This window comes from Streptomyces sp. NPDC043876 (assembly GCF_056435825.1).
This window is the reverse complement of sequence record NZ_JBWKDV010000004.1, coordinates 536,266-551,455: the sequence shown is the minus strand read 5'-3', so window position 1 is coordinate 551,455 and position 15,190 is coordinate 536,266. Positions and strand designations below refer to the sequence as shown.

At 73.6% G+C, this 15,190-nt stretch carries 12 protein-coding genes; 8 read left to right on the top strand and 4 right to left on the bottom strand.

The window, feature by feature from the left end; translation table 11 throughout:
* Positions 1-23 precede the first annotated feature (23 nt).
* The 3 genes from AC0693_RS16250 (at position 24) to AC0693_RS16240 (ending at position 4,011) form a co-directional block, all read left to right on the top strand.
* Positions 24-1,160, top strand: coding sequence for a nitronate monooxygenase (locus AC0693_RS16250; RefSeq protein WP_469320407.1), 1,137 nt, complete (start codon positions 24-26; stop codon positions 1,158-1,160).
* Entirely contained in the window at positions 1,157-2,749 is a 1,593-nt protein-coding gene (locus AC0693_RS16245; RefSeq protein WP_478802155.1) for an acyl-CoA synthetase, read from the top strand. Before AC0693_RS16250 ends, AC0693_RS16245 begins: the two co-directional genes overlap by 4 nt.
* A gap of 143 nt (positions 2,750-2,892) precedes the next feature.
* The gene (locus AC0693_RS16240) at positions 2,893-4,011 is read left to right on the top strand and encodes a calcium:cation antiporter (RefSeq protein ID WP_356416282.1); all 1,119 of its coding nucleotides are present in this window, start codon (positions 2,893-2,895) and stop codon (positions 4,009-4,011) included.
* Between the two features lie 61 nt (positions 4,012-4,072).
* On the opposite strand, the gene AC0693_RS16235 is transcribed toward AC0693_RS16240, so the two are convergent.
* Entirely contained in the window at positions 4,073-6,535 is a 2,463-nt protein-coding gene (locus tag AC0693_RS16235) for a penicillin acylase family protein (protein ID WP_478802154.1), read from the bottom strand.
* A gap of 139 nt (positions 6,536-6,674) precedes the next feature.
* Between AC0693_RS16235 and AC0693_RS16230 the strand changes: the two genes are divergently transcribed.
* The 5 genes from AC0693_RS16230 (at position 6,675) to AC0693_RS16210 (ending at position 11,444) form a co-directional block, all read left to right on the top strand.
* Positions 6,675-8,186, top strand: coding sequence for a fatty acyl-CoA synthetase (locus AC0693_RS16230; protein ID WP_469320410.1), 1,512 nt, complete (start codon positions 6,675-6,677; stop codon positions 8,184-8,186).
* A gap of 242 nt (positions 8,187-8,428) precedes the next feature.
* Positions 8,429-9,022, top strand: coding sequence for a hypothetical protein (locus tag AC0693_RS16225; protein WP_469340330.1), 594 nt, complete (start codon positions 8,429-8,431; stop codon positions 9,020-9,022).
* A gap of 107 nt (positions 9,023-9,129) precedes the next feature.
* Positions 9,130-9,597: a hypothetical protein gene (locus AC0693_RS16220; protein WP_478802153.1), complete on the top strand. Its 468-nt coding sequence runs from the start codon at positions 9,130-9,132 to the stop codon at positions 9,595-9,597.
* Between the two features lie 116 nt (positions 9,598-9,713).
* Positions 9,714-10,289, top strand: coding sequence for a hypothetical protein (locus tag AC0693_RS16215; RefSeq protein ID WP_356416235.1), 576 nt, complete (start codon positions 9,714-9,716; stop codon positions 10,287-10,289).
* A 93-nt stretch (positions 10,290-10,382) separates the two neighbouring features.
* Entirely contained in the window at positions 10,383-11,444 is a 1,062-nt protein-coding gene (locus AC0693_RS16210; protein ID WP_478802152.1) for a serine/threonine-protein kinase, read from the top strand.
* Between the two features lie 51 nt (positions 11,445-11,495).
* Here AC0693_RS16210 and AC0693_RS16205 read toward each other — a convergent pair whose 3' ends face one another.
* From AC0693_RS16205 to AC0693_RS16195, 3 genes are all read right to left on the bottom strand, one after another.
* A complete protein-coding gene (locus AC0693_RS16205) occupies positions 11,496-11,729 on the bottom strand; it encodes a response regulator transcription factor (protein WP_469320130.1) in 234 nt (77 codons plus the stop codon).
* Between the two features lie 227 nt (positions 11,730-11,956).
* Positions 11,957-14,416, bottom strand: a complete 2,460-nt coding sequence (locus AC0693_RS16200) for a SpoIIE family protein phosphatase (protein WP_478802151.1) — start codon at positions 14,414-14,416, stop codon at positions 11,957-11,959.
* A gap of 115 nt (positions 14,417-14,531) precedes the next feature.
* Positions 14,532-15,188, bottom strand: a complete 657-nt coding sequence (locus AC0693_RS16195) for a 4'-phosphopantetheinyl transferase family protein (RefSeq protein ID WP_478802150.1) — start codon at positions 15,186-15,188, stop codon at positions 14,532-14,534.
* Positions 15,189-15,190 lie beyond the last annotated feature (2 nt).

The following is a 15,190-nucleotide window of genomic DNA, read 5'->3' as shown; positions in this document are numbered from 1 at the left end:
CGCCCTGCGGCATCCTGCCGCCCATGGAGACGGAGCTGAGCAAGAAACTCGGAGTCGAACACGCCATCTTCGGCTTCACGCCCTTCCCGGCGGTCGCCGCGGCCATCACGCGCGCGGGCGGTTTCGGCGTCCTCGGCGCGGTGCGCTACACCGCTCCCGACGACCTCAAGCGCGACCTCGACTGGATGCAGGAGCACACCGACGGCAAGCCCTACGGCCTCGACGTCGTCATGCCCGCCAAGAAGGCCGTGGACGGGATCTCCGAGGCCGACATCGAGGCGATGATCCCGGCCGGGCACCGCGAGTTCGTCCGCGAGACCCTCGCCAAGCACCAGGTCCCCGAGCTCGCCGAGGGGGAGGCCTCCGGCTGGCGGATCACCGGCTGGATGGAACAGGTCGCCCGCAACCAGCTCGACGTGGCCTTCGACTACCCCATCAAACTCCTCGCCAACGCGCTGGGTTCCCCGCCCGCCGACGTCATCCGGCGCGCCCACGACCACGGCGTCCTCGTCGCCGCCCTCGCGGGCACCGCCACGCACGCCCGCCGGCACGCCGAGGCGGGCATCGACATCGTCGTCGCCCAGGGATACGAAGCGGGGGGCCACACCGGTGACATCGCCACGATGGTCCTGGTGCCCGAGATCGTCGAGGCCGTCGCCCCGCTCCCGGTCCTCGCCGCGGGCGGCATCGGCAGCGGCGAGCAGATCGCCGCCGGGCTCGCGCTCGGCGCGCAAGGCGCCTGGCTCGGCTCGCTCTGGCTCACCACCACCGAAGCCGACCTGCACTCCCGCGCCCTCACGGAGAAGCTGCTCGCCGCCGGTTCCGGCGACACCGTCCGCTCCCGCGCCCTGACCGGCAAACCCGCCCGCCAGCTGCGGACCGAGTGGACCGACGCCTGGGACGATCCGAGCGGCCCCGGCGCGCTCCCCATGCCCCTCCAGGGCCTGCTCGTCGCCGAGGCGGTCTCGCGGATCCAGAAGTACGAGGTCCAGCCGCTCCTCGGCACCCCGGTGGGCCAGATCGTCGGCCGCATGAACAGCGAGCGCAGCGTCCAGGCCGTCTTCGACGACCTCACCCGGGGCTTCGAGCGGGCCATCGACCGCATCACCCGCATCGCGGGCCGGTCCGGGCCGGTCCCGAAGGAGGAACTCCCGTCATGACCCCGCCCCCCGGCACCCCCGCCGCCCCCGCCACCTCCACCCCGGCCGGTCCCAACGGCTTCTGGGCCCAGGCCGCCGCCGACCCCGGCCGCACCGTCCTGATCACCCCCGAGGGCGAGGAGTGGACGGCCGCCCGCCTGCACGCCGACGTCAACCGCCTGGTCCACGGCCTGCGCGCGGCCGGCCTGGAACGCGGTGACGTCTTCGCCGTCGTCCTGCCGAACAGCGTCGAGTTCTTCACCGCCTACCTCGCCGCCGCCCAGGCGGGTTTCTACCTCGTCCCGGTCAACCACCACCTGGTCGGGCCCGAGATCGCCTGGATCGTCTCCGACTCCGGCGCCAAGGTGCTCATCGCCCACGAACGCTTCGCCGGGGCGGCCACCGACGCGGCGCAGCAGGCCGGCCTGCCCGCGAGCCACCGCTACGCCGTCGGAGCCGTCGACGGCTTCCGCCCGTACGCCGAACTCCTCGACGGCCAGAGCGAGCGGCCGCCCGCCGACCGGACCCTCGGCTGGGTCATGAACTACACCTCCGGCACCACCGGCCGCCCCCGCGGCATCCGCCGCCCGCTGCCCGGCAAGCCCCCGGAGGAGACGTACCTGGGCGGCTTCCTCGGCATCTTCGGCATCCGCCCCTTCGGCGGCAACGTCCACCTCGTCTGCTCACCGCTCTACCACACGGCCGTGCTCCAGTTCGCGGGAGCGTCCCTGCACATCGGCCACCCGCTCGTCCTGATGGACAAGTGGACGCCCGCCGAGATGCTGCGGCTGATCGACGCGCACCGCGTCACCCACACGCACATGGTGCCCACCCAGTTCCACCGCCTCCTCGCGCTCCCGCAGGAGGTCAAGGACGCGTACGACGTCACCTCGATGCGCCACGCCATCCACGGCGCCGCCCCCTGCCCCGACCACGTCAAGCGCGCGATGATCGAGTGGTGGGGCACCTGCGTGGAGGAGTACTACGCGGCCAGTGAGGGCGGGGGCGCCTTCGCGACCGCCGAGGACTGGCTGAAGAAGCCCGGTACGGTCGGAAAGGCCTGGCCGATCAGCGAGCTGGCCGTCTTCGACGACGACGGCAACCGGCTGCCCCAGGGCGAACTCGGCACCGTCTACATGAAGATGAGCACCGGCGGCTTCAGCTACCACAAGGACGAGGGCAAGACGAGGAAGAACCGGATCGGGGACTTCTTCACCGTCGGCGACCTCGGCCTGATGGACGAGGAGGGCTACCTCTTCCTCCGCGACCGCAAGATCGACATGATCATCTCCGGTGGGGTCAACATCTACCCGGCCGAGATCGAGTCCGCCCTGCTCACCCACCCGGCCGTCGCCGACGCCGCCGCCTTCGGGATCCCGAACGGGGACTGGGGCGAGGAGGTCAAGGCGGTCATCGAAGCGGCCGAGGGCCACGAGCCGGGCGAGGCGCTGGCCGCCGAGATCCTGGCCCACTGCGAGCGGCAGCTCGCGGGCTACAAGCGGCCCAGGACGGTGGACTTCATCGAGACCATGCCCCGCGACCCCAACGGCAAGCTGTACAAGCGGCGGCTGCGCGACCCGTACTGGGAGGGCCGGGAGCGCGCCGTGTGAGGTACGGGCCCCCGGGCGGCGAGGCATCCCACCGCCCGGTGGTTTGCCCGGATCGCCCCGGCATCCTGCGAGATGTTCCACCCGGGGGCCCCGGCGGCGCGCCTTGCGCCGCACCGCGGCGCCGGTTCTGGCAGCGTGGCCGCATGAGTACGGCAACCCGCAGCTCCCCCCTGACCGACTGGACCCTCCTGGTCCCCGTGGTGGCGCTCGTCGCCCTCGCCTTCAGCTGGGGGCGCGACCTGCCCTCGTTCGCGGTGGCGCTCGTGGCCCTGTGCCTCGGGGGCGCGGTACTGGCCGCCGTCCACCACGCCGAGGTGGTGGCGCACCGCGTCGGCGAACCCTTCGGCTCCCTCGTGCTGGCCGTCGCGGTCACCGTCATCGAGGTGGCCCTCATCGTCACCCTGATGGCCGACGGCGGGGACGGGACGGCCTCCCTGGCCCGCGACACCGTCTTCGCCGCCGTCATGATCACCTGCAACGGCATCGTCGGCCTGTCCCTGCTGGTCGGCGCCCTGCGCAACCGCGTCGCCGTCTTCAACGCGGAGGGATCCGGCGCCGCGCTCGCCACCGTCGCCACCCTCGCCGTCCTCAGCCTGGTCATCCCGACCTTCACCACCAGCAAGCCGGGCCCCGAGTTCTCCACCGCGCAGCTCACCTTCGCCGCCGTGTCCTCGCTGGCGCTCTACGGCCTGTTCATCGCGGTCCAGACGGTCCGTCACCGCGACTACTTCCTGCCCGTGGACACCGCCGCGAAGAAGCGCCGGGAGGCCGCCGGGGAGGGCGAGGAACACGCGGAGCCGCCGACCGCCCGGGCCGCGCTGACCAGCGTCGGCCTGCTGCTGGTCGCCCTCGTCGCCGTCGTCGGCAACGCCAAGGCGGTCTCGCCCACCATCGAGGCGGGCGTGGCCCGCGCGGGGCTGCCCCACGCCGTCGTCGGTGTGATCATCGCCCTGCTCGTGCTCGCCCCCGAGACCCTGGCCGCCGTCCGCGCGGCCCGCCGCGACCGCGTCCAGACCAGCCTCAACCTGGCCTACGGCTCCGCGATCGCCAGCATCGGCCTGACCATCCCCGCCATCGCCCTCGCCTCGGTCTGGCTCACCGGACCGCTGCTGCTGGGCCTCGGCCCGATCCACATGGTGCTGCTCGCCCTCACGGTCGTGGTCAGCGCCCTGACCATCGCCCCGGGCCGCGCGACGCTGCTCCAGGGCGGCGTCCACCTGGTGCTGCTGGCCTCCTACCTGTTCCTCGCAGTCAGCCCCTGACCGGCCCGCCCGGCCGTACGCCGACCCGCGCGCGCGGATCGGCGTACGGGGCCGCGCACCGTCAGCGCCGTTCGCGCGGCCAGACCACCCGCAGCGCGGGCGATGCCAGGATGTCCTTCTCGCAGTAGCGGGAGGTCACCCAGCGCTCGGCCGAGAACAGCCGGGTCTGGTCGGCGAAGTACGGCGAGCGGGGGTTCGAGGACTGGCTGTACGACAGCAGCGTGCGGGCCACCGGGCAGCGGCCGCCGTCCCAGCCGACCGCCTGGAGGTGACTGGAACCGTGCACGACCTCGGTGTAACCGCCCCCGGCCGGGTTCCACACCGCCTCCACCTTGTCCCAGACGCCGAGCGCCTCGGTACCGCCGCCGACCGGAATCCGCTTCCCGCCCCGCACCACGAACTGGTGCGCGCCGAGCGGTGCGTCCAGCGCGATGCCCGCCGCCCCCAGCTCCGCGACCGTGTCCGCCAGGGCCCGCCCGAGGCTGGGCGCCGCCCGGTTCAGGGTGCGGGGCGTACGGACCGGATCGGCCGCCGAGAACGGCACCAGCCACAGGTCCTTCGCCGCGGCCGCCCCGGTCAGCCTGCGCCAGAAGCGGTCGAAGAGCAGCGCGCCCCGGCTGTCCTCCTCGGCCGTGCGGTCCCAGCGCGCCAGCACCGGGCAGGCCGCCGAGACGTCCACCGCGGAACCGTCGCTCGCGGTCGCCGTACCGCCGGGCAGGGCCGCGCACGCCTGCGCGGCGTCGGCGGCCGCCAGGTCACCGGCCGGAACCCGGTTCGCGAACTGCTGCTCCTGAAGGTCCGCCACCGTCAGCCGGCCCCGCGCCGCCATGGCCGAGACGTCCTCCAGCGCGCCGCGCGTGCGCAGCGAGCGGGCGGTGCCGGTATTGCCCCAGACCCGCTCGTAGCCGGTCACCGGGTGCTCCGCGTTGGCCAGCCACGCGCTGTCGTTGGAGTTCTCGACGTACGCCGCGTCCCGCAGGACGGGAGCCTTCGCCGGGCCGAACACGCCCGGCTGCACCGCGTCCGGGTCCGAGCCCGGCGCGCAGTCGCCGCGCGAGCCGTCCAGCACCGCCAGACCCGCCGACGGGTACGTCGCCCGGCCCAGCGGCGTGGAGCAGCGGGCCGCCAGCTCGTCGGTGATCCGGGGCACGATCTGGGACTGCGTGAACAGGGTCGCGCCCGCCGAGTCGGCGGCCACCGTGTTGACCCAGGGCAGCCCCTGGGTGCGCCGCAGCGCGTCCTGGATGCCGGCCACCGAGCGGGCCCTGCCCATCGCGAGGGCGGTGTCGAAGGCCCGCAGGTTCAGCGCGTTGGGGTCGTTCAGCGCATAGGCCGTGGTCGCGGACCAGGGCAGCGGCAGGGACGCCCCGAGGGAGGTGACCACCGGGCCGAAGCGGGTCCACCACTGGGTGCGGGCGACCGGGGCGCCGCCCTTGACCGGGACGCTGACGCTCCGCGGGACCATCTTCTCGGGCACGCCGTCGACCAGGTACGCCGTCGGGTCCGCCGGGTCCAGGGAGAGCTGGTGCAGGTTGACCGGAGTGCCGGTGGCCACGGTGTGGCTCCAGGCGACCTTGTCGTTGAAGCCGATGTTGACGACGACCGTGCCGAGCAGGGAACCGCCGGAGACGTTCAGCTCACCGGGGATGGTCTGCTGCGACTGCCAGAACCGGCGCCCGCCCTGCCAGGGGTAGTGCGGATTTCCCAGCAGCAGACCGCCGCCGCTCGCCGTGGCCGACCCCGCGAAGGCCACCGCGTTGGACCCCATGTCGTAGCGCGAGGTGTCGAAGAGCTGCCGGGCCGCCTCGGCCGCGGCCGCCGGGTCGACGTCGCCGCCGGGCGCGGGGGCGCTCGTACGGGCCCCCGCACCGGTGACCGGGCCCGGTGGCCGGGCCGCGGTGATTCCGTCGATCCCGCGCCCCTGGCCGCCGAGCACCGCGACCGCGTACCCCCGCGCCGCCACGTCCACGGCGGTCACCGGACGCACCCAGCCCGCGCCCTTGCAGGCCGGGTCGGTGATCCTGTTCTGCGCCAGCCAGGCGTTGTACCCGGCGGCCCAGCCCCGCATCAGCTCCTTCACGTCCTTCCCGGGACCGGCGGGAGCGGGCGTGGCCAGCAGCTTCTCGACCGTGCCGGATTCCCGGACGCCCTTGAAGTACAGGTCGCTGGAGAGGTTCCCGGCGGCCGAGGAGAGCGAGCCGTCGGGGGCCGCGTCGGGCCCGAACCAGCGCGAGCGCTCGCCGGACACCGTGAGGAACCCGTCGGCCAGCACGCAGACCTGGTCGGCGGCCTGTGCCCACCCGGTGCCGAAGCCGAGGTCGGCGTAGTCCTTGGCGAGGATGTGCGGGACGCCGTTCTCCGTGTAGCGGACGAGGGCGGACAGACCGCCCCCCGAGGGCCCCCGGGCGGCCCCCGCGTCGGCGGTGGCCGAGGCCGAGGCCTGCGGGATCGCGGCGGCCGCGGCGAGCAGCGCGGCGCCGGTGAGGGCGATCCGGCGTAAGGCGGGACGGGTGCGGAAACGCAACGTGCCTCCCAAGTAGCCTGCGAATGACGGTGGTTGCGCATGACGCTGGTGGTGCGAGCGGGTTGTGCCCCCACACTCACGCAGGACGACTGATGACCTGTCAACAACCCCTGATGCACAACGAGATGAGGATCGCTCCATGACGCAGGTGCGGGACAACACGGTCGACGGGCTGCTGCGCGACACCGCGCTCCGGGTGCCGGAGCGGATCGCGGTCCGCTACCGCGCACGGACGTGGACCTACGGCGGCCTCGACGCGGCGGTCTCCGCCGGGGCCGCCCTGCTCGCGGGGGAGTGCGGCCTGCGGCCCGGCGACCGGGTGGCCACCTTCGGCCACAACAGCGACGCCTACCTGATCGCCTTCCTCGCCTGCGCCCGGGCCGGGCTCGTGCACGTCCCGGTCAACCAGAACCTGACAGGCGAGGACCTCGCGTACATCCTGGACGACTCGGCGAGCGCCCTGGTGCTCGCCGACCCGGACCTCGCGCCCCGGGTCCCGGACGGGCGTCCGGTACGGGCGCTGCGCGACGCTCCCGGGTCCTTCCTGGCGGCGGTGCAGGAGGGGGGAACGTACGAGGGCGGCGGCGCTGCGGACGACCTGGTGCAGCTGCTGTACACCTCCGGCACCACCGCGCTGCCGAAGGGCGCCATGATGACCCACGCGGCACTCTGCCACGCCTACGAAAGCGCGATCGGGGCGCTGGACCTCACCGAGGACGACCGGCCGCTGCACTCGCTGCCGCTCTACCACTCGGCGCAGATGCACGTCTTCCTGCTGCCCTACCTCGCCGTCGGCGCCGAGAACACGGTGCTGGACGGGCCGGACGCCGAGGAGATCTTCGAGCGGGTGGAGGCGGGCGGGGCGGACAGCCTCTTCGCGCCGCCCACCGTGTGGATCGCCCTGGCCAACCACCCCGGCTTCGCCACCCGCGAGCTGAGCGGGCTGCGCAAGGCGTACTACGGGGCTTCGATCATGCCGGTGCCCGTGCTGGAACGCCTGCTCGCCCGGCTGCCCGGGCTCGCCTTCTACAACTGCTTCGGGCAGAGCGAGATCGGCCCGCTCGCCACCGTCCTGGGCCCGGCCGAGCACGAGGGGCGGATGGACTCCTGCGGGCGGCCGGTGCGCCACGTCGAGGCGAAGGTGGTCGACGAGGACGGCGCGGACGCGCCCGACGGGACCGCGGGCGAGGTGGTCTACCGCTCCCCGCAGCTGTGCCGGGGCTACTGGAGGGATCCGCGGGCCACGGAGCAGGCCTTCCGCGGCGGCTGGTTCCGCTCGGGCGACCTGGCGGTGCGCGACGCGGAGGGCTACTTCACGGTGGTCGACCGGGTGAAGGACGTCATCAACTCCGGCGGGGTGCTCGTCGCCTCCCGCCAGGTCGAGGATGCCCTCTACACCCATCCGGGGGTGGCGGAGGCGGCGGTGGTCGGACTGCCCGACGCGCGCTGGATCGAGGCGGTCACGGCCGTGGTGGTGCCGCGCGGCGCGGTGACGGAGGAGGAGCTGCTGGCGTACGCGCGGGAGAAGCTCGCCCACTTCAAGGCTCCCAAGCGGGTCCTCTTCGTGGACGCGCTGCCCCGCAACGCGAGCGGCAAGATCCTCAAGCGGGAGCTGCGCGACCGCTTCGGCGCCGACGGGGCCGCGCGCTAGCGAGCCGTCCGCGGAGCCCGACGCTGCACCCACCGCCCCCGGCCGACGGCCGGGGGCGGTCTTTTACCCTGCCGCACGGTGGGCGTCAAGTCCCGAATGTCCGGAACGTGACCGTGGTGGTCGTGGCGGGGCTTACTGGTGACACGGAAAGAGACGGAAAACCTCCCCGGAGGAACTCCTCCTCACCGGAGAACCCTTCAGTTCGTTCACTTCATTCGCTTGATTCGCCTGAGGAGTAGGTCATGAACCGTAAGACGCGTACCAACAACGTTGTCCGTTCCAACCGTCGTGGTTTCCGTGTGGCGACGCTGGTCGCTTCGGCGGCGATGGTGTCGGGAGGGCTGCTGATTCCGGCGTCGATGGCTTCGGCGGCTCCGATGCCCGCTCATGTGGCGGCGGCTTTCCCCTCGGCCGGTGGTGCTGGTGGGGATGGCGGTGAGGGCGGGGGCGGCCTGATCGGTGGGGGTGGCGGTTCCGGTGGTTCCGGTGGCGCCAGTGTCACCGGTGTCGGCGGTAACGGTGGTAATGGTGGCAAGGGTGGGACGGGTGTCCTGTCCGGTGGCGGGGGCGGCGGTGGCGGTGGTGGCGGCGAGGGCGTCATCGGCGGCAACGGTGGTACCGGTGGTGACGGTGGTGGCGGTCTGTTCGGCGGCAGCGCCGGCAACGGTGGTGGCGGTGGTGACGGCAAGCTGCAGGGCGGTAACGGCGGCAAGGGCGGTCACGGCGGCAACGGTGTCTTCCAGGGCGGTAACGGAGGCAAGGGCGGCAAGGGCGGCAAGGGCATCTTCGGCGGCGTCGGCGGCGGGGGTGGCGCCGGAGGCAGCAGCATCTTCTAAGCCCGGCGCGCCCCAGCAGTGCCAGTAGTCCCCACGGGTGGAGGCCTCCGGGCCTCCACCCCCCAGCACCACCCCACCCCCCTCCTCCCGCGAATTCGGAGATTCCCATGTTCACCAGCTCCTGGCAGCGTCCGCTCGTCCTGGCGGCGGCTTCGCTGGCTTTCGTGACCGGCACGGCGTGCGCCGCGCAGGCGGCTCAGACCCACACCCCCGCTCTCACGCTCGGGGCGGGCGCCCACTGCACCCCAGGCGGCGCCGGCGGTGCGGGAGGCGAAGGCGGTGAGGGCGGCAAGGGCGGATCCGGCGGGAAGCCGGGTCAGCCCGGACAGCCCGGCAAGCCCGGCTCCGTCGGCTGCCTCTCCTTCAAGGACCTGCCCGACAAGCCCAAGGACGAACTGACCGTCGTGGACCGGGTCCGCATCGTGGTGACCCTGCTGGCCGACGACTCCAAGGACAACCAGGAGAAGATCGCCAAGAAGTACAAGATCACCACCGAACAGCTCGACACCTGGAAGAAGAACTACCTCGACGGCGACTGGCTCGCCCTCACGACAGGCACCTTCCCCTCCGTCTAGCGCAGGACGGGGAGGTCCGGCCGGTCACCGGCCGGACCTTTCCCCTTTCAGGTCCCTTTCAGGACACCGTTCGGAAGAAATCCACGAAGACCCGTTTCTCGGCCAGGGAGAATCCCATGCGTGTACGTTCTTGGAAGCTCAGCCTCGGTTTCGTCGTATCGACCACCGTGATCGGCGTCGGCGCCATGGTCCCCGCCGCGACTGCCGCCACCGTCACCGCCGCCCCGGCCCACGCCGTCGTGGCAGCGCCGGTCATGAGCGAGCGGCACACCCCCGCACCCGGCGGCGGAAACCACCCCGGGCTGGGCGGGCTCGGCGGCAAGGTCCAGGTGGGCAACGGCAGCGTCCGCGTCGGTGACAAGGTGTGCGCGGGCAACTGCAACGGCACGGTCAACGGTACGAACGGCGGCAACGGCGGAGTCTGCGTCGGGCTGTGCAACGGCAGCGCCAACGGAGGCGGCGGCACCCAGGGCGGTACGGGCGGCGACGGCACCAAGGGCGGCAACGGCGGCGTCTGCGTCGGGCAGTGCGCGGGCAGTGTCAACGGCGGCAACGGTGGCAACGGCGGCTCGGCGCCCCCCGGGGGCGACGGCGGTAACGGCGGCAAGGGCGGCAACGGCGGCATCTGCGTCGGCTCCGGCTGCGAGACCAGCGGCCAGGGCGGCCGGGGCGGCAACGGCGGCGAAGGCTGACGGAGAGCGCCGGGAGCGGGGGAGTGCGGGGCGAGCAGCGCTCGCCCCGCATCGGGCTCACTGGATAAACTGGCCGGGTGCGGGAGGAGCCTGATGGGCACGGCATCGCATCGAAGCCTCTACACGGGCCGCCCCTCCGGTCTGATCGGGCAGGAGATCGCGGGCTACCGGATCGAGCGCATGATCGGCCGCGGCGGGATGGCGGTCGTCTACTGCGCCAAGGACCTGCGCCTGGACCGGATGGTCGCGCTCAAGCTGATCGCCCCGGAACGCGTGCGCGACGAGGTCTTCCGTCAGCGCTTCACCTACGAGTCCAGGGTCGCCGCGCGGCTCGACCACCCGCACATCGTGCCCATCTTCGAAGCCGGCGAGACGGACGGCGTCCTGTACATCGCCATGCGGTACGTGGTGGGTCCGGACCTGCGGGGCCTGCTGGACCGGGAGGGACCGCTCTCCTTGCTCACCGCCGTCCGCGTCGCCGCCCAGGTGGCGTCCGCACTCGACGCGGCCCACGACCACGACCTGGTGCACCGGGACGTCAAGCCCGCGAACCTGCTGGTGGCGGCGGGCACCGACAGCGATCACCCCGAACACGTCTACCTCACGGACTTCGGGCTGATGAAGAAGTCCCTCGCGCTCAGCGGGTTCACCATGGCGGGCGAGTTCGTCGGCACCCTCGACTACATGGCCCCGGAGCAGATCGCCGGGCGGCCGGTCGACGGCAGGTGCGACCAGTACAGCCTGGGCTGTGTCGTCTACGAGACCCTCGCCGGCGCGCCGCCGTTCGTCCGCGACGACGCTCCCGCGCTGCTGTGGGCGCACCAGTACGAGCCCCCGCCACCCCTCGCGGAGCGGCGGCCGGACATCCCGCCTGCGGTCGGCGGCGTGCTGGAGAAGGCCCTGGCGAAGATTCCGGAGGACCGCTACGGCTCCTGCCTGGAGTTCGTGGCGGCCCTGCGCACCGCCGCCGCGAGCGCCCCCGTACAACGCGTTGACCGGGCATCCTGGTCGGATGCCCGGTCAGCCGGGGACGGCGGGGACAGCGGGGACAGCGGCGCGATCGGGGAAAGTACGGTGTCGGGCGCCCGGGTGTCGCCACCGCAACCGCCGGACTGGGCGCGGGCGGTCTTCGCGGGCCCGTCGGGCGGACGGTAGGGGGAAGGGGGGACCCCGGCCCCGGCCGCCGCTGCGGGCGGCCGGGGGGGGTCACAGCCCCAGGGAGACGGCGAGGCGGACCATTTCCGCCGTGGTGTTGATGTTCAGCTTGGCCCGGATCCGGCGCAGGTAGGCGTCGACCGTGTGCCTGGAGAGCCCCATGGAGCGCGCCGTCTGCACGTAGGTGCACCCTGCGGCGATGTAGCGCAGCGCCTCCTGCTCGCGGGGGGCGAGGACGGTGGCGGCGGGGGCTTCCTGGTGCGGCATGGTGAGGGTGAGGCTCATGGGACTTCCTCCGACACATCGGCTCGGTCGTCTCTGCTCACACCCTCGGAAGCAGGTAGGGGGACAAGCGACGGAATGTCGGTGTATGTCCCTGTTAAAGAGACTGCCGCCGGGACTTCACCGCCGTGTCCGGCGACTGTCACAGGCGTGTCACAGGGAAAGGGGCCGGGAACCGGACGGCGTGGCGGGGGCGGGGCCGGGAGCGCCGCACGGGCCCCGGCCGTCGCTCACAGTCCGGCCAGGGACTGCTCGGCCCAGATGGTCTTGCCGACGGGAGTGTGCCGGGTGCCCCAGCGCTGCGCGAGCTGGGCGACCAGCAGCAGGCCCCGGCCGCCCTCGTCGAAGATCCGGGCCCGCCGCATGTGCGGCGCCGTGCCGCTCGCGTCCGACACCTCGCAGATCAGCGAGGTGTCCTCGTGGATCAGCCGCAGCTGGATGGGCGGCTCGCCGTAGCGGATGGCGTTGGTGACCAGTTCGCTGACCACGAGTTCGGTGACGAAGGCCGCCTCGTCGAGCCCCCAGGCCGTCAGTTGCTCGGTGGCGTCACGGCGGGCCTGGCCGACGATGGAGGGGTCGGGCGGTACGTCCCACACGACGACCTTGTCGGCGTGCAGGGCCCGGGTCCGGGCGACGAGCAGGGCGACGTCGTCGTCGGGGGGATGGGTCAGCAGTGTGGTCAGGACGCGGTCGCAGACCGCGTCCAGGGTGGACGCGGGCCGCAGCAGGGCGGTGAACATGCTGTCCAGGGCCTCGTCGATGTCGTGGTCGCGGGCCCGGAGCAGACCGTCGGTGTACAGGGCGAGGATGCTCCACTCCGGCAGCTCCACCTCGATCGTCTCGAAGGGCAGGCCCCCCAGGCCCAGCGGCGGCCCGGCCGGGACGTCGAGCAGGTACGCCGAGCCCTCCGGCGAGACCACCACGGGCGGCGGGTGACCCGCCCGGGCGGCGGTACAGCGGCGGGTGATCGGGTCGTAGACCACGTACAGGCAGGTGGTGCCGATGCCCGCCGCGCTGTCCCCGCCCTCCGGGTCGCCCTCGTCCGCGGACAGGTGGATGACCAGGTCGTCGAGGTGGGTCAGCAGCTCGTCGGGCGGCAGGTCCACGTCGGCCAGGGTGCGCACCGCGGTGCGCAGCCGGCCCATGGTGGCGGAGGCCCGGATGCCGTGGCCGACGACATCGCCCACCACCAGGGCCACCCGGGCACCCGAGAGCGGGATCACGTCGAACCAGTCGCCGCCCATGCCCGCCTCGCCGCGGGCCGGCAGGTAGCGGGAGGCGGTTTCGAGCGCGGAATGCGCGGGGAGCGAATGCGGCAGCATGCTGCGCTGGAGCATCATCGTGGAGGTGTGCTCGCGGGGGTGCCGGGGCGCGCTGCGGATGCCCACCGCGGCCTTGCCCGTCAGCTCCTCGGCCAGCCACAGGTCCTTCGGCTGGAACGGCTCCCGCCGCTGGTGGCGGCTGAAGACGGCCACCCCGAGCGTGACGCCCGCCGCGCGCAGCGGTACCACCATCATCGAGCGGGACCCGTACTCGTTCACCCAGGCCGCCGCCGGGTCCTCGCTCACCCAGCGGGCCAGGGCCGGATCGTCCGCCCCGTACACCGAGCCCCGGCCGGCGGCCAGGCACTGGGCGAGCGGTGACCGGGCAGGATGGACGGCCAGCTCGCCGACCGGGATCCGTGACCCCGGACTGTCCCGCAGGACCGACCGGGCGGCCGCGCGGCGCAGGGTGACCGGGCCGGACGGCCCGCGGGAGGGCTCGTTGCCGCGGGGAACGGGCTCCAGCAGGTCGACGACGACGTAATCGGCGAGACCCGGGACGGCGACGTCCGCCAGCTCCTGCGCGGTACGGGCACTGTCCGGGGTGGTGCCGATGCGCGCCACGGCCGCCGCGGCGTCGAGCGGCGCCGGAGGCGGCCTGCGGTCACTCTCGGCCCCGCTCTCCCGGTGCGCCGCCAGGGACACCGCGCGCACCCGGCCGTCGGAGTCGCGCAGCGGGGCGAGCGAGGTCGACCAGCCCTGCTCCGCTTCCGCCCCCGAGGGGCGGACGAAGTCGTCGAGGTGCTGCGGCTCGCCGGTCTCGCGCACGCGGCGCATCTTGCGCTGGGTCTCCTCGCTCACCGGCCCCGGGGCGATGTCCGGCAGCCGCAGCCCGCGCATCTGGGCCTCGGTCAGGGACAGCGCGCGCTTCATGCCCGCGTTCGCCCGCACCAGCCGCAGGTCCTCACCGAAGATCGCCAGGACGAAGGGGGACTGGGCGAAGGCCCATTCGCTCAGCGGTTCGGCCCACGGCGGACCCGGCTCGCCCGGCACCGCGGTGACCACGGACCACCGGACGTTGCCGCCCGTGGTGACCCGCCGATGGGCGATCAGCCCCAGCTCCAGCCGCCTGCCGTCCCGGTGCCGCAGCGCCACGGTGCCGCTCCACCGCTCCTGTCCGGGCGGGACGCGCGGCGCCGGGTCACCGATGTCGTCGGCGAGCAGGTGCACGGCGGGCAGACCCACGACCTCCGAGGGGACGTAACCGAGCAGGCGCGCGGCCTCCGGGCTCCACTCGGTGACGATGCCCTGCTCGCTGAGGGTGGCCGTGGCCGTGGCCGCGGTGCCCCCCGTGGCGGGGTGCACCCCCTCCACCGGGGCCCTCGTCTCCTCCGGCCGCTCACCGGGAGAGGTGGGAACTTGCTCCATCGCCGCTCATCTCGCCCTCGCTAGATCCTGCGCCGCGTCCCACGGCGCCCCGCACGGCCAGGGGCTCCACTGACAAGCATGATCCGGCGGGGCACGGAGCACCAACGCAGTGTCGTCACGCCCGGTTCCCGGCGGGCGCGAGGACGAGGGCGAGGACCGCGTCGCCGGCCCGCCACACCATCGCGGGGCGGCCGCCACCGAGCACGGGCGGCCGCAGGCCGAGGATCTCGACGCCGCGGGCGGCGTCGCCGTAGATGCCGCTCCGGTCGGCCTTGACCGCGGCCTCCTTGAGCGCCCACGCGCCGGCCAGCGCCTCGGGCCGGTCCGTACCGACGACGGACCGTTCGCGGGCCGACAGGATGTGGTCGGCGACGCGGAGCACCGCAGGGGCCGAAGCGGTCTCGCACAGGTCCACTCCGACCGGCCCCGGTGCCAGGGCCGCGGCGACGTGGTGGGCGGTGTGGCTGAGGGAGACGTGCACGGCGGGTACCGGAGCGCCGTCGGCCAGGAGGTGCGGGCTGCCGTCGGCGCGCGGGAGGATCTCCACCCCGTGCGCCGCCCCGGCGAGGACCTCCCGGACGAGGCGCCGGGCGACCAGCCGGCCGGCCAGCCATTCGGTGCGCCGCCGGCCCGGCATGGCGTCGGCCACGCGCCGTTCGGCCGGTGAGAGGACCGGGCTCCCGCGCAGGTCGCGGCGCCGTGCCACGAGGAGGGCGGCTCCGCCCCACCGGTGCACGTGGCCCGGCGCGATCGGCCGGAAGGTGCTCTCCACGA

Coding starts and splice junctions, on each gene's coding strand:
- AC0693_RS16250 (WP_469320407.1), top strand. CDS start 24: ATGGAGACGGAGCTGAGCAAGAAACTCGGAGTCGAACACGCCATCTTC.
- AC0693_RS16245 (WP_478802155.1), top strand. CDS start 1,157: ATGACCCCGCCCCCCGGCACCCCCGCCGCCCCCGCCACCTCCACCCCG.
- AC0693_RS16240 (WP_356416282.1), top strand. CDS start 2,893: ATGAGTACGGCAACCCGCAGCTCCCCCCTGACCGACTGGACCCTCCTG.
- AC0693_RS16230 (WP_469320410.1), top strand. CDS start 6,675: ATGACGCAGGTGCGGGACAACACGGTCGACGGGCTGCTGCGCGACACC.
- AC0693_RS16225 (WP_469340330.1), top strand. CDS start 8,429: ATGAACCGTAAGACGCGTACCAACAACGTTGTCCGTTCCAACCGTCGT.
- AC0693_RS16220 (WP_478802153.1), top strand. CDS start 9,130: ATGTTCACCAGCTCCTGGCAGCGTCCGCTCGTCCTGGCGGCGGCTTCG.
- AC0693_RS16215 (WP_356416235.1), top strand. CDS start 9,714: ATGCGTGTACGTTCTTGGAAGCTCAGCCTCGGTTTCGTCGTATCGACC.
- AC0693_RS16210 (WP_478802152.1), top strand. CDS start 10,383: ATGGGCACGGCATCGCATCGAAGCCTCTACACGGGCCGCCCCTCCGGT.
- AC0693_RS16205 (WP_469320130.1), bottom strand. CDS start 11,729: ATGAGCCTCACCCTCACCATGCCGCACCAGGAAGCCCCCGCCGCCACC.
- AC0693_RS16200 (WP_478802151.1), bottom strand. CDS start 14,416: ATGGAGCAAGTTCCCACCTCTCCCGGTGAGCGGCCGGAGGAGACGAGG.